The sequence below is a fragment of the Bdellovibrio sp. HAGR004 genome (assembly GCF_055397015.1).
In genome coordinates this window covers 1958598-1971696 of record NZ_AP029176.1, presented here as the reverse complement: position 1 = coordinate 1971696, position 13099 = coordinate 1958598, and the positions used below count along the sequence as shown (strand labels likewise).

Genomic DNA, 13099 nt, shown 5'->3' with positions numbered 1-13099 from the left:
AATGGTGCAGGCTGCGGCAAGCTACAAGAACCCGGGTGGCTAGTAGTTTCGCAGACTTACAGCATATCATGGGACCGGATGTATTCAAATTTAACTGAACTTTCAAGACTTCGATGGGTAGAGCGTTGGAGTCTTGATTCAATTGCTTTTCATTTCGCCACAACAAAGGTCGCTATCAAGGAAAGGCTTCGGGCCGCGAAAAGAAATCCGTCACGTGTTGATTGGACTGGGATTGACCCCAAACATAAGTTTTCCAGAAAGATGAAAAAACGCTCAGTTGCCTGAGCGTTGGTGAACAAAATTATTTTTTAAGCTAGTCTTATTGTTCAAAAGATTCGTGTTTTAGCGCCAAGAAAACTGCCGATCGAGTTTTCCCATCACTTGTTGCCAGAGCAATTAGAGCTTGCTGATTTGACCTACCCACTAGTATAGCCGGATTCGAAATGGACGCTGATGGTTTGGGTTCGGTGTTCGTAATTTGCTTTCCGGCAAGATATGCTTTAACAGCTTCATTTAATCGCTCCTCATCATCAATTTTCACCCCGAATTCTCTCAGAAATTTCTGAAGCTCTTCAGGCGATTTGACAGCCTTAAATGATTTCACGGTTTTTACTGGATTCAAATCTGTCTTAAGCTGCTGTGTCCACTCTTCAGGTTTCAGAATTGGTCCAGGTTGGCAAACAGAGCCTGCATTGCTCAAAGTTTGCCCTGATTTCAGGTGGTAATCAGGGCCGCTACCACCATCCACATCAGATTTCCAAAAAACTTCCTGAACAGAAGTTCCGTAGTCGCCTGGACAATTTGCCCAAGTAGAACCGGCTATCGACTGCAAGGGTGCCAAAGCGAAAAACAATATATTCGCTAAAATTAAATTCTTCATATCGTACCTCCACGAAAATTTTATCAAGATCTGTTTGAACGGTCACTAAGGGAATGTAATCGTGGCGAGTCCTAGTCAATTTCTGCAAGCATTTTGCCAGATCGAATATATGCGTTTTTGCCATGTTTGCCCCGCTGAATCAGAAATAGCTCATTACGAATCAGTCAGTCTTGTTAAGGGAAAATCAAAAAGGCCTGTATTTCCGAACTACTCCAACAAACAGGAACAAAACAGAGAACTACGACCAAAGCATGCCTCGTCCATTTATTACGCCGCCCCAAATAGCTCAGATCGAACTTTACCGCAGACAACCAAATCCGTTCCTATTTATGGCAGATTTTGTGTCAACACTTTGGACATCGTAACCGCCAGAGATAACAAGCGAAAACGAAATCAACGGTCTCTTTGTAGGTGATAGATTCGAAAATGAGACTCTAATTCTATGGCATACCTTTGCAGGTAAAAAAGAACTCTAGGAGGAAATATGTTTAAATTTTCATCTTTGTTATTGGCGGCTTCAATTGTCACATCTTTAAATTTACATGCAGCAGAGGAATGGATACATTTTCCGGATCCAACCAAAATAGCCTGTGATGATAATTATGCACATGGGACCTTCAGGGTATATGTTGTAGGCAAAGATAACAAAAAAGAGTTGATTTTTTCAGACAGATTTACTGGAGCAAAGCAAGAAGAGCTGATGCGACAGTGTCGAGCAGCGATATATCAGGCAAAATTGGACGGTAAGGGCTGCTACATGAGGATATCAGATGGCTTGGTTTCTCCAGATCAAGGTTTTTTCATCAGACAATCTCAATAGCAGTTTGAATTTCTGATTATTCTTTTAATTTTTGACCTTCCCCCAAAAAACTGGAGAGTTTGCTAATTCCGACTAACTGGGTTAAAAGCCCAAAGAATCGGAGTAAAAATGCCAAGAGGAATCAGATATTCGGCCGAACAAATGGACCAAATTTTAAAGGAATGCGAGAAGTCCAAGCAGAGCGAAGTTGCTCGAAAATTTGGAGTTTCGGAGGTCACTATCAGCAAGTGGCGCAAAAAATTTAAAGGCATGCCCTCACAAGACATTAAGCGAGTAAAGCAACTCGAAGACGAGAATGCGCGTCTAAAGAAAATGATCGCCAACATGGCCATTGATATCGATGCATTGAAAGAGATAAACGCAAAAAAGTGGTAGGCCCACAGGCCAAGCGCGAAGTTGTGAAGTTTTTGATTCAAGCCAAGAGCTTTACACCACATCGGGCATATCGACTTGTTGGGCTAAGATCATCAACATACTACTACAAAAAAACTTCATCACGCAATGATGCCAGGTTGAAGGAAAAGATTTTAGAGATAGCTCAGTTTCGCATTAGATGGGGCTGTCCGCGTATCTATGAAGTCGTTCGCAGAAATGGCTTCACCGACAACTATAAGCGAGTAGAGAGATTGTATTCAGAAATGGGATTATCAATAAGAAAGCGCCAAAAGAAAAAACTTCGAGGACATTTGCGCTTGGTTTTACCGGAGCCTCAAAAACCAAATCACATTTGGTCGATGGATTTTGTCAGTGAAACTCTTTTTGATCAAAGAAGATTTCGCTGTTTTGCGATTGTAGATGATTTTACAAGAGAAAATATTGTGATCCATCCCGACAGATCGATTCGTTCTGAAAAGATTGTGTCCATTTTTGAAAAATTGAAATTAACCAGGGGGCTTCCTAAGATGATTGTTTGCGATAACGGTCCAGAGTTCATAAGTCAGAACTTAGATATTTGGGCGTATCAGAACAAAGTGGATCTAAAGTTTATTCAACCAGGCAAGCCTGTGCAGAATGCCTACATTGAATCGTTTAATGGAAAATTTAGAGACGAGTGTTTGAATCAACACTGGTTCATGAATCTTGAAGAAGCACGGTTTGAAATTGAAAAATGGAGAAAAGATTACAATGAAAACCGGCCACACAGTTCGCTTCGGATGAAAACTCCGAACGAGTTTGTAAAAGAATATGAAATGAATTTAATAAGTTAACTAAAAAATGGAATTACAGACTTCTCGCGTTGATGGGGGAAGGTCATTTTAAATAGCGAAAAAATTAATAACCGTGTCGCTCTTAGTTTTCAACTGGTCGCAAGTCATTATCTCTTTCGACGATAGCGAAATCCCAATCCGAATAATAACGGCAGCAGCATAAGTATATAAACCCCTAGTTATCAAGGCGGTGTGAATTCCAAAATGCTCCGTTTACTAAAGCGGAGCATTTTTTTCCTGAAATAAAAAATGAAACATCCACTTCAATTTGGTGAAATATCGATAGCAGTATTTAAAGGCTCGCCTTTCCGACCAAGGATATCAATTTCTTCGTCGCACGATTCCGTTTTTGCAATTGCCGGTTTTTTCGTTTTTAGCGTCAGACCAAGATTACGATTTAATTTTTCTGCAATCAATTCACCGTGGGTGATGGATTCTTTTACTTCACAATCATTTTGAATTCGCACTCGATAGCATGGGTGGATCTTGTCGGCTGTTGGATTATGCCGACAACCTATATAGGACCAAATTCTCTGGTTATTTTTATGGTAGTCTTTATAAGGAAAACAGTTCTTAAATTCTATGAATTCCTTTTTCATTTTATTTATAACGCCTTCTTCGCGGTCACGAACCGAGTCTATAGAAATTCCCAATTCCTTTGCAGCTTCATCATATGTATAGATTGGTCTATTTATATAAAGCAACTGAACAATTTCGGTTTGTTTTTGAGTGAATTCCTCTCTTATTCTTTTCACTCGCGGCCAGATCGAATTTTGTTTGACCAAATGTTTGAACTCATTTCGATCTGAAAAACTTAAAATAAGTAGTTTCGTCAAAAGGCCTTCAAGCACGGACTGATAAATATAAAAATCATTCTCAGTGTAAATACCAGCAAACAAAACAGCAATTTGCGGATAAAATCTTCTCAGCCCCAAACATTGATGTCGAAAAATAAATACGGCTTCTTCAGCATTTCGAAAGCCTTTGGCTAATAGAAATGCTGTCGCTTTCATTTTAAACGAAAAGTCTTTCAGCGCCCCGGAGAAATATAAATCCTGCAACAGGGATTGCTTGATATCAGATGGATTTTCACAAAGCATTTCATGAAGCGGCTTTATGGAATATAAATTATCAAATTCAAATTGCTGGCCTAGCGCATGATTTAGCTCTATATCGATTTCAGTTAGTGAATATTTTAACTTAAGCTCATCGCGAGTCGAATTTAAAATATCAATCCAGTATTTCTTAATTTCAGGTTTTTGCCCCTCTTTAAATGCAGATAGCTTTGGTTTTATAGGCTCGGCTTCATCGACATAGAGTCCATCGTTTTTTAAGCTCTGCACAAGGGCGGATTCTTTATCATTGGACCAGCCATAAATCGAATCAAGATCCTGAGGAAACGAATATGGCTTCATATTTTTATGATCGAGCCATTTTTTAAAGGGAGCGGATTTAACAGGCTTATTTCGATTTTCGAAGTCGATTACTATTCGCAGCCGGCCGGTAACGGGATCTACAGAGCCAGTAACGATGTTATCCTCTGGCTCCTTCTCTGGACCAGGAATATCTCTAGAATTCAATTCAGTTCTTAATTTGGGCTGATAGTCCGACTTTAAAAGGATAGCTTTTGGGTCCCTAATAAAACCTGTCGCGCTAATCAAATGCGGCGTATACCGATTTATAACAGTGTTCCATCGTGCAATTAATACATAGTGAGGACGCGTGTCTAAAACAAAAAGCGTTTTATCGGCTAAAGCTATAAGACTATCTATTTCTTCGCTTGATAAAGCCTGCGGCACCTAATCCCCCCTTGAAGAAAAAATGCATTAGACCGCTTTGAAGTATAATCGAACTTTGTCGTAAGAGGGGGTGAAAAAAATTGTTTTGTATTCAATTCAAGAAGTTAAGCCAAAGAATGGCACAAAATTACCCCCAAAAGTCGCACCTTCTTTTAGAGAAAGGAGGAGAATTTAAACTGACTTGGTATTTAATTTTTTTCTATTTTGTATAAGGAAAGATAACGTGAAATTTGCTTCTTGCAACAGAAAACTTAAAATCACCCTATCACATCTAAAAAACAATTCAAGAAAAATTTCAAAACCAGTCTCAAAAAAAATAATCAAACAAACATGCTTGCGCGAGCTTTGTCCCTACCAGGCTGCTTGCAACCCTAAGGCCCAATTCCAACACTAAGTCACTACGACTAAACCAGTATCGAATCCGAATTTAAATCAATAATTCGGACATACCACTAAAACTTTCAAAGGAGTTTTTATATGCAACCTTTAAATGCGACGAACACGGACGAACAAAAAATAAATGAATCAAACACAACAAAAAAAGGAAATAATTTGAATAGCGATTTTAATCAATACTTTAGATTTCTTGAACAAAAAGAAAAAAAGAATTCTTACGTGCTTCTTGAAACCGGTGAATTTAAGGACGTGATCCTAAGCCAAAATGATAAACAACTAAAAACATCAAATCTGCCAAAACGATTTGCCGTTTCCTATGGCTATAATTGGGGTTACCTCGGAACTGGCCCCAGTGATTTAGCTTTAAATTTAGCACTTCACTTTTCAAACAACGATTTAGCGTTTGCCCACACGTACTACCAAGATCTTCTTGAAGACATCGTTCAACATTTACCACTAGACCAAGATGTTCTAGTAAATGCTGGCATGCTTTTAGAGTGGGTTAAAACTCATCGCAGCCAGAAACCTCGCCACAATACGACCTATAGACCCGAGCCATGCGATGAAAACTGCTACTATGATGACGACAATATGCCACGGCTTCGATCTAAAATGGCGACCGAAGTAAAAACAAATGGGAGAAAATATGTCAGACAATAATCAAAAACGCGATGAGGTCAGTACGCAATCAATCGTTATTTTATTGATCTGCTTCTTTATTTGGGGCGTGGCTAAGAATATCGACAAAATCGAATCCTGGGCTAAAGCGCATTGGTTTATTTTAAGCTTGGCGCTAGCTGCAATCATTTGGGGAGCGAAATCATTTTTAAACTGGAAACTAAGAATGAAACACCCGGAAATGTATGAGCGTCAAATGGCCTTAGAAAAAATGAAACGAAAGGAAAAATATGACGAATAGTTCTATTTATGTTGGCTATACACTGGCCGATAAATCCCCGATTTATCTATCTAATAAAATGCGAACAGGACATGTGCAAGTCATTGGAGCTACGGGACGCGGTAAAACCGCGTCCGTAGTGCTGCCTTGGTTTACAAGGGATTTAAGATCAAACAATACTCCGATTTTATTAGATGGCAAAGGTGATGAGGAAATTCTATTGAAGCTTAAAGAAAATCTATCGACGTTAGAATTTTCAAAAATCGCGGTGTTTAATTTATCTGACCATGTAATGAGTCTAAACCCACTTATTGGCGGCAGCGCCACCGAGGTGGCCGATCGGCTGATTAGCTCGCTTGAATTTGAAAGTGAATATTTTAAATCCATTCAGCACTCAGTTGTGCTGCTTATTATCCAAACGCTAAAAGCCTGCGGCTATGAGGCTAGTATTCCGGTACTTTGTGATTACTTAAGTTATCCACATAAAATCCTGGAATTGGTCAAAGACGAACGGAGTTTTCCACAGGATTTAATGTTTGATGTAACAAAGCTGTGTCAAATGAACAAGGACACAAGAGAAGAAAGGCTATCAGGAATTATTTCTCAATTAAAGCCATTTTGTGATTCTGAACTTCGCGAGCAGTTCTTCAGCCACGACAAAGCTAATGAAATTGATCTTGAAAAACTAATCAATGCACCAGAGTCGTCACAATATAAAGCCTGCGTGATTTTGCTAAATACATTGCAGTTTCAAAAAACGGCCAAAGTTTTTGGGAAAATGGTGTTGCAGCTTTTAGCCTGGATCACATCAAAACGAAAAGCCGGATCAAATTTTTGCCCAGTGATGATCGATGAATTTTCTGCTTTTGTGTTTGACGGATTTGAGCAGTTCCTAAATAAAGCTAGATCGAAAAATATTGCCCTTCATTTATCGCATCAGTCATTAGGGGATTTGGAAAATGTCTCAGCGAGTTTTGCCAAAACGATAAATGTAAATACCAATATTAAGATTCTACTTGGTTTAAATGATCCAGATACGGCCGACTATTTAGCACGTCACATTGGGACAAGGACTAGGCAAAAATCCACCGAGAGGGCCACAAAAAGCACCTGGGGAGATGTTGAAACCAGCGGCGAGATGTCACTTCGTGAAGTAGAGCAGTATAAGATCCATCCAAATAGACTTAAAAATTATTCCAACGGCGTTGGTGTTATTAGCCTGCTAGTTGATGGCTATCCGCTTGTAGAGGAGGTGCAATTTGATCGAAGAGCGTAGCCAAAATGTTTCAAAAACGGCCAAACATGTTGTCCTTACTGACAGGGATTTAAAATTACTATTAGATCTTTATGAAAACGTTGTAAGCAGTTTTTATCAAATCCATGAGAAGTTTTTCGCTGGCCGAAGCCATGCGACTGTTATGAATCGGCTAAGGCTGCTAGAGGAAAACGAGTACATTACACGGACTAAGGTGCCAAGAATTAAATCCTGGCGTGGTGATCGTGAAATCGGAGTTGTATTTCAGGTATCGCTAAAATCGATCAGGATTTTACAACGGATGCACCCATCTGTAGTTTTCAACGAACGCCCAAGTATTTTAAATGTTCCGAGTTTGGATCACGATCTGATACTTAATGACATTAAAGATAAACTAGTTAGCCGGTACCCGAGCTGTCAGTGGATTAACGGAAAAAATCTAAGTCCAAAGGATTTACGTAAAATCCCTGATGCTGTCTTGTTAATTAAAAATCAACCGAAGGTTGTTGCCATAGAACTAGAGCTTCACGGCAAAAGCAATCAGCGTTACAGTCAAATCATTACCGAGTTTAGGATGTCTCCCGGGATTGAGAAAGTAATCTACATCACGCCAAATGTACAAATTGATAGAAAAATAATGTCAGTGATTGAAGGCTTTGAAGTACCGGCGGGACATAAACTTAGCACCGGGTTTTTTGAATTCATGAGTCTAGATGAGATAATGTCCCGGTGAAACGATCTATGCCTTTAAGAAATACAGCTCAACTAGGTCAAACAAAAACCCAAGCACTATGTTTGATTGCGAGTTTGGTGCTTAAAAAAGGCTAAGTGGTTGAATCAACAGCCGTCTACCTGATTTTTTATCCGGGGAGGGCTTTGCTTAAATTTGCTGACCACTCCCCCTCTACGATACAAGTATCTGCGATGGGAAGTGGTCAGCAAAGCGCAAAGCAGGAGGGAGTAAAAAATCAGGTAGATAAGAAGAAGATAATAAAATAATAATTAAAGGAAATAAAAAAGAAAGAACGAAAGACGGAAACAAAAGAAATGGACAGCATAATTAAACGAAATCAACTAAAAATGAAAGGTACTACTTATATAAAATCATTCAGTCACATCTATAAAAAAATCCTTAAACCAAAAATTAAGGGAGTATTATGTCAAAAAAGAAATCCCAGTGGGTATGCCGTTTGATCGAGTGCAAACTCCACGCGTTAGATGATCAAGATTATTCTAATGTGCTTGCTGAACTTTGGGAATTGTTGATAAAACAAAGTTATCCGGTCCCAAATGTTTTAGAACCTGCGAAAATACATAGCTCCGAGTTAGTTAAACCTAAAAGGAGTTATCGAAGATGAGAAAACGACAATCAAAATTAAATTCGGCAAAGATATTTCGAATTGCCATTTACACTCGAGTCAGCACCGAAGAGCAGGCGGAAAATCCCGAGGGGTCCATAAAAAACCAGGAGCTAAGGCTTCGGGAATACGTTAATCTAAAAAACTTAGTCGAACCGTTTGGGGAAATCGTCAGTGTCTTTTCAGACCCTGGGGTGTCGGCAAAGGATATGAAACGTCCAGCATTTCAAAAAATGCTTCGTGCTATTGAAAATCACGAAATTGATCTAGTACTTGTGACCGAGCTATCGCGGTTTTCTAGGTCAACCAAAGACTTTGCCCTGCTGCAAGAGTTTTTAAAAGAGCATGAATGTAAGTTCATGTCGATTCGCGAAAATTTTGACACCTCGGGAGCTGCTGGAAGTATGGTTTTAAATTTGATGGCCTCGATTGCTGAGTTTGAGCGAAAGCAAACGGCTGAGCGAGTTTCAAATTCGTTTCTAGCGCGGGCAAAACGTGGACTTTATAATGGTGGTAGTATTCCGCTTGGGTACAGGGCTGGACCTGATAAATCAGGAACACTTGTTATCGAGCCCGAAGAAGCAAACCTTGTGAATCTAATTTTCAATACTTACTTAAAGGAAAAAACGCTTGCCGCTACTTGCAAGTGGCTAACATCAAATAAAATACAGTTGCCTAGAGAAATTCGCGGCGCCGGAAATCCCAGAGCAAAGTATTTAAGATTAGAAAATGTGTATAGAATTTTAGGCAACAAAGCGTATATAGGAATTCGGGTCTACTCTACGAAAACTGGAACTGAGGAAACTAGAGCAGTTTGGCAGCCGATCGTGGACAAAGGTATTTTTGAAAAGGTGCAAAAGCTATTAAAGGAAAATTGTAGTCGTCGAAAAACTCATGACAATAAATATCCTTATTTGCTCTCTGGAATCACGTTTTGCAAGGAATGCGGCGAGCGCATGTCCGGAGCCAGCGCCACAAGTCATACGGGGAAAAAATTCGGCTATTATGAACATCTGGCAACTAAAAAGAACGAAGCCGTGTTAGAAGAAAAACTTTTAAAACACTCGCCTCGACGGGTGCCAGCGGAAAAACTAGAAATCGCGGTTTGGGCCGAGGTTAAGAAATTTGTTTTAGATCGATCTTTTACAGAAAACTTACTAGCTCGAGCCAAAGCAATTTCTGAAAAAACTTCTGTAGTTGATGATTCAAAAGAACTGGCTCTTAAGATTGGCGCATTAGAGAGGCAGATTGCAGTTTTGGCTGAGCGGATTAGCAGATTACCCGAGGACATGGACATTAAGCCTATAGTTGATCAAATGAAAGACCTTCAATCGAAAAAGAGTGGGTTTGTTGAAAAGTCCAAAATGGCTAAGGAAAAAGTCGAGGTTCAAATGCCGCTCAAGTTTGAAACGCACGAAATTTTTAAAAGCGGATTAGAGAATTTAATCAAGAAAGGAGAAAATGACCCCAAGATGAGGTCAGATATTATAAAACTTATAGTTCATAAAATCGAAATCCAAAAGGATGGTTTTGAAATTCATTTCCACGTGGGCCAGGCTCACTATGAAAACGCACTCAAGGGTCAAACCTTGGGTGCGACTTTTTTTGTTTATGTCAAAGGCATAGGCTGGGTAGATAAGTCAGAAATGAACGGAATTGAAATTAAAGGTAGCAAAAAGACAAAGGAAACCCATTCAGTCGTTGCAGGACCGAATAATGGATTTTCAAATTTTGGGAAGCAGAGTCAGAAACTAAATTTTTTCAAGCGTGTGGGTTCGTCTCGCTTGACAAGTGGTGCGAATAACTGGACTCGAACCAGTGACCTCTTCCATGTCAAGGAAGCGCGCTACCAACTACGCTATATCCGCACGATCCAAAAAATCTATCTGAATAGTGCGGATGCGGCAATCATAGATGCACTTGGTCAAGGGTCCCGTTTTCCTGAATATAGGCCTATGCTTTGGGGCTCAGTCCGCAAAGGAGACCCGAATGATCGAATTCTACACCGCTCCCACTCCGAATGGCCGAAAAGTCGCAATCATGCTTGAAGAATTGGGGCTTAAGTACAACGAACACAAAATCAATTTGAAGGACCTTGAACAAAAGCGTCCTGAATTTCTGGCAATGAATCCCAACGGAAAGATTCCCACGATTGTCGACACAGAAGGTCCGCAAGGAAAGACCACAGTTTTTGAAAGTGGTGCAATCCTTTTCTATCTGGCTGAAAAGTACGGAAAGTTTATCGGGAAAGATCTGACGGAAAAAACTCACGCCATGCAGTGGGTGATGTTCCAGATGTCGGCGATTGGACCGATCTTTGGAAATTACTATTACGGTCTGAACACCCTAAAGCCCCACAATCCGGGTTTTATCGAACGCTTTGAAAAAGAGGCATTAAGACTTCTGGGTGTTATGGAAATGCAACTCAGTGATAACGACTATCTGGCGGGGCCCGAGTACACCATCGCCGATATTGCCACCTATCCTTGGATTGCCGGGTTTATTCATGCCCAGCCGAAATGGTTCGAGGATAAAGCGGCCATCAAGGCCTGGGCGACTGGTTTGGCAGAGCGGCCGGCCATCAAAAAGGCGATGGTATAAGCAAAGTTTTTTGCTGATTATGTCTTCAGATTTTTGAAATCCCAGAGCTCTTGATCCATCAACTGGCTGGGTTTCACATTCGACATCGCTGTCTGGATGGAGGCGTAAATGTTCGGGATCTCTTTTTCGAGGTCTCGAACCAGTCTTTTTACGCGCTGGCGTTTTAAGCCATCTTGTGACCCGCACAAATTGCATGGAATCACCGGGAAAGCCCAGGCAGCGGCCAGTTCTTCAATATCCCTTTCTGAAACATAACACAACGGGCGCACCAGAATATTGCGCTCGTCATCGGATTTCAGTTTTGGTGGCATGCTGGCAGTTGTTCCCACATAGAACAAATTCAACAAAGCAGTGTGAACCACGTCATCGCGGTGATGGCCCAAGGCCAGTTTGGTAAAGCCATTGTCATGGGCAAAATCATACAGAATCGCCCGGCGCAGACGGGAGCATAAAGAACAGAAGGTTCCACCCTGAACTTTTTCTTTCACGATGGAATAGGTGTCTTTTTCAATGACGTGCAACTTCACACCCAGACTTTCAACCCAAAGTTTGAACTGAGTGGCATCAAAGCCCGGCTGTTTTTGATCCAAAATCCCGGCTTCGATTTGAAACTTACGCTCAGAACGTCGTTGGATCTCAGTTAAAAGAGCCAAGAGAACGCTGGAGTCCTTGCCGCCAGAAACGCAGACCATGATTTTGTCGCCGTCTTCAATCATGTTGAAGTCGTTGAGCGCTTGCGCGATCTGCTTGCGGATTTTAATCGCTAAGGGGTGTTCAAAGTTGACTGCTTGTGTTGCCATGGCCCGCTGTTTTATCCGATAGCTCAATGACTTGTCGAGCTAATTTCAGGCCCTGAGCCTTCAATGCCTCGATTCCACGCACATAGACCTTGTCGCCGATATTGAACTGAGATCCGTAATTATCTATAAAGTAGATAATTTTCAGTTCCACCCAGTTTTCATTGGCGTCACTGACATAGGCCCACGGGGCTGGAATGCCGCGGATTTCACCAATACCGGCCACCGTTCTTTCCAGAATCTGCTTGGCCAGCTCAATATTTTCCCCATAGGCCAGGCGGAAGATCTGACGGCGGACAATGGGATTCTCCGGTGGAGAGAAGTTGGAAATCTGAGCATTGGCCATAAAACGGTTCGGGAAGGTGATCAACTCGTCGGAAAAACCCACCAGTGTGGTGGAGCGCCAGGTGATCTCACGAACCTGACCTGTGGCTTTCTGAATACCACTCGTAATTTCCAGCCAGTCGCCGATTTCAAAGTTGCGATCAAGTTGTAAAGAGATCCCGGCAAAAAGATTTCCCAGCGTGTCTTGCAACGCCAGACCCAGAATCACGGAGGCAGCGGCAGACGTTGCCAGTAAAGGCCCCAGCTCCAAACCAAAGACGTGAGTGATACCCCAGAACAATAATACGATCGAAAGAATCAGCGAGAAAATGTTCACCAGCAACAGTGGAACACCGTGTTTCATCGATCCCAAAAACAGGTATTGCAGGACAATCAGACGGGAGGTCTTAACAAAAACAATATTGCCCCAGAGGAACGTCAGAAAGGCGATGTAGGGCATAAACTTGCCCAATCGACCCAGTTGGGGTTCTGAAGTTTGCAGAAAAATGAAAGTCAAAAACAGGAAAGCCAAAATGATGTAATGACGCAGCAACGTGCGGAAGTGATTGCGGATACTGCGATGGCGCTCGTCGGAAGCTTCCTTGAGGAAGAACTTATAAAACACCCAGGTGATGGCAATAAGGCAGCCCAAAAGGATAAAGGGCTCCAGCTCCAGAAGTCCGTAAAGTGCCTGAATTTTGATAAACTTTTCTGCCATGTTTTTTAGTCCCTCGTGAACTTCGATTATAGTGACTATTTTTTA

Annotated in this window: 12 protein-coding genes, 1 tRNA gene and 1 pseudogene; 9 read left to right on the top strand and 5 right to left on the bottom strand. The window is 41.2% G+C overall.

Annotated elements, in window-relative coordinates:
• Window positions 1-319: 319 nt before the first annotated feature.
• Window positions 320-880 carry a hypothetical protein gene (locus ACZ5ZV_RS09940; protein WP_464121286.1) on the bottom strand — a complete coding sequence of 187 codons (561 nt, stop codon included), beginning with the start codon at window positions 878-880 and terminating at the stop codon, window positions 320-322.
• 484 nt (window positions 881-1364) lie between these two features.
• Here ACZ5ZV_RS09940 and ACZ5ZV_RS09935 point away from each other — a divergent pair, with 484 nt between their 5' ends.
• The 3 genes from ACZ5ZV_RS09935 to ACZ5ZV_RS09925 all read left to right on the top strand — a co-directional run bounded on the left by ACZ5ZV_RS09935 (window position 1365) and on the right by ACZ5ZV_RS09925 (window position 2908).
• On the top strand, window positions 1365-1700 hold the full coding sequence (locus ACZ5ZV_RS09935) for a hypothetical protein (RefSeq protein WP_464121285.1): 336 nt from the start codon (window positions 1365-1367) through the stop codon (window positions 1698-1700).
• A gap of 108 nt (window positions 1701-1808) precedes the next feature.
• Window positions 1809-2075 carry a transposase gene (locus ACZ5ZV_RS09930; protein WP_464121284.1) on the top strand — a complete coding sequence of 89 codons (267 nt, stop codon included), beginning with the start codon at window positions 1809-1811 and terminating at the stop codon, window positions 2073-2075.
• Between the two features lie 23 nt (window positions 2076-2098).
• A complete protein-coding gene (locus tag ACZ5ZV_RS09925; RefSeq protein ID WP_464121283.1) occupies window positions 2099-2908 on the top strand; it encodes an IS3 family transposase in 810 nt (269 codons plus the stop codon).
• A gap of 263 nt (window positions 2909-3171) precedes the next feature.
• Here ACZ5ZV_RS09925 and ACZ5ZV_RS09920 read toward each other — a convergent pair whose 3' ends face one another.
• Window positions 3172-4707: a sigma-70 RNA polymerase sigma factor region 4 domain-containing protein gene (locus ACZ5ZV_RS09920; protein ID WP_464121282.1), complete on the bottom strand. Its 1536-nt coding sequence runs from the start codon at window positions 4705-4707 to the stop codon at window positions 3172-3174.
• Between the two features lie 477 nt (window positions 4708-5184).
• On the opposite strand from ACZ5ZV_RS09920, the gene ACZ5ZV_RS09915 reads away from it, so the two are divergent.
• The 5 genes and pseudogenes from ACZ5ZV_RS09915 to ACZ5ZV_RS09895 form a co-directional block, all read left to right on the top strand.
• Window positions 5185-5763 (top strand): DUF6166 domain-containing protein, encoded by a 579-nt coding sequence (locus ACZ5ZV_RS09915; RefSeq protein ID WP_464121281.1) that lies wholly within the window; start codon window positions 5185-5187, stop codon window positions 5761-5763.
• A complete protein-coding gene (locus ACZ5ZV_RS09910; protein ID WP_464121280.1) occupies window positions 5750-6022 on the top strand; it encodes a hypothetical protein in 273 nt (90 codons plus the stop codon). Before ACZ5ZV_RS09915 ends, ACZ5ZV_RS09910 begins: the two co-directional genes overlap by 14 nt.
• Window positions 6012-7277 (top strand): type IV secretory system conjugative DNA transfer family protein, encoded by a 1266-nt coding sequence (locus tag ACZ5ZV_RS09905; RefSeq protein WP_464121279.1) that lies wholly within the window; start codon window positions 6012-6014, stop codon window positions 7275-7277. The genes ACZ5ZV_RS09910 and ACZ5ZV_RS09905 overlap by 11 nt, the downstream gene beginning before the upstream one ends.
• Complete coding sequence (locus tag ACZ5ZV_RS09900) at window positions 7261-7989, top strand: hypothetical protein (protein ID WP_464121278.1); 729 nt, start codon at window positions 7261-7263, stop codon at window positions 7987-7989. The genes ACZ5ZV_RS09905 and ACZ5ZV_RS09900 overlap by 17 nt, the downstream gene beginning before the upstream one ends.
• 621 nt (window positions 7990-8610) lie before the next feature.
• Window positions 8611-9723: pseudogene (locus ACZ5ZV_RS09895) on the top strand (recombinase family protein); the annotation flags it as partial.
• A 683-nt stretch (window positions 9724-10406) separates the two neighbouring features.
• Here the strand turns inward: ACZ5ZV_RS09895 and ACZ5ZV_RS09890 are convergent.
• Window positions 10407-10482, bottom strand: a tRNA-Val gene (locus ACZ5ZV_RS09890).
• 121 nt (window positions 10483-10603) lie between these two features.
• Here ACZ5ZV_RS09890 and ACZ5ZV_RS09885 point away from each other — a divergent pair.
• Entirely contained in the window at window positions 10604-11215 is a 612-nt protein-coding gene (locus ACZ5ZV_RS09885; RefSeq protein ID WP_464121277.1) for a glutathione S-transferase family protein, read from the top strand.
• A 17-nt stretch (window positions 11216-11232) separates the two neighbouring features.
• Here the strand turns inward: ACZ5ZV_RS09885 and ttcA are convergent, their stop codons facing one another.
• Together ttcA and ACZ5ZV_RS09875 are read right to left on the bottom strand one after the other, a co-directional pair.
• A complete protein-coding gene (gene ttcA / locus ACZ5ZV_RS09880) occupies window positions 11233-12015 on the bottom strand; it encodes a tRNA 2-thiocytidine(32) synthetase TtcA (RefSeq protein WP_464121276.1) in 783 nt (260 codons plus the stop codon).
• Window positions 11990-13054, bottom strand: coding sequence for a mechanosensitive ion channel family protein (locus tag ACZ5ZV_RS09875; protein ID WP_464121275.1), 1065 nt, complete (start codon window positions 13052-13054; stop codon window positions 11990-11992). Before ACZ5ZV_RS09875 ends, ttcA begins: the two co-directional genes overlap by 26 nt.
• Window positions 13055-13099 lie beyond the last annotated feature (45 nt).

What these genes read in the sequence shown, in the direction of transcription:
- ACZ5ZV_RS09905 (WP_464121279.1), top strand. Translation starts at nt 6,012, where the DNA reads ATGACGAATAGTTCTATTTATGTTGGCTATACACTGGCCGATAAATCC.
- ACZ5ZV_RS09875 (WP_464121275.1), bottom strand. Translation starts at nt 13,054, where the DNA reads ATGGCAGAAAAGTTTATCAAAATTCAGGCACTTTACGGACTTCTGGAG.
- ACZ5ZV_RS09930 (WP_464121284.1), top strand. Translation starts at nt 1,809, where the DNA reads ATGCCAAGAGGAATCAGATATTCGGCCGAACAAATGGACCAAATTTTA.
- ACZ5ZV_RS09935 (WP_464121285.1), top strand. Translation starts at nt 1,365, where the DNA reads ATGTTTAAATTTTCATCTTTGTTATTGGCGGCTTCAATTGTCACATCT.
- ttcA (WP_464121276.1), bottom strand. Translation starts at nt 12,015, where the DNA reads ATGGCAACACAAGCAGTCAACTTTGAACACCCCTTAGCGATTAAAATC.
- ACZ5ZV_RS09940 (WP_464121286.1), bottom strand. Translation starts at nt 880, where the DNA reads ATGAAGAATTTAATTTTAGCGAATATATTGTTTTTCGCTTTGGCACCC.
- ACZ5ZV_RS09910 (WP_464121280.1), top strand. Translation starts at nt 5,750, where the DNA reads ATGTCAGACAATAATCAAAAACGCGATGAGGTCAGTACGCAATCAATC.
- ACZ5ZV_RS09915 (WP_464121281.1), top strand. Translation starts at nt 5,185, where the DNA reads ATGCAACCTTTAAATGCGACGAACACGGACGAACAAAAAATAAATGAA.
- ACZ5ZV_RS09885 (WP_464121277.1), top strand. Translation starts at nt 10,604, where the DNA reads ATGATCGAATTCTACACCGCTCCCACTCCGAATGGCCGAAAAGTCGCA.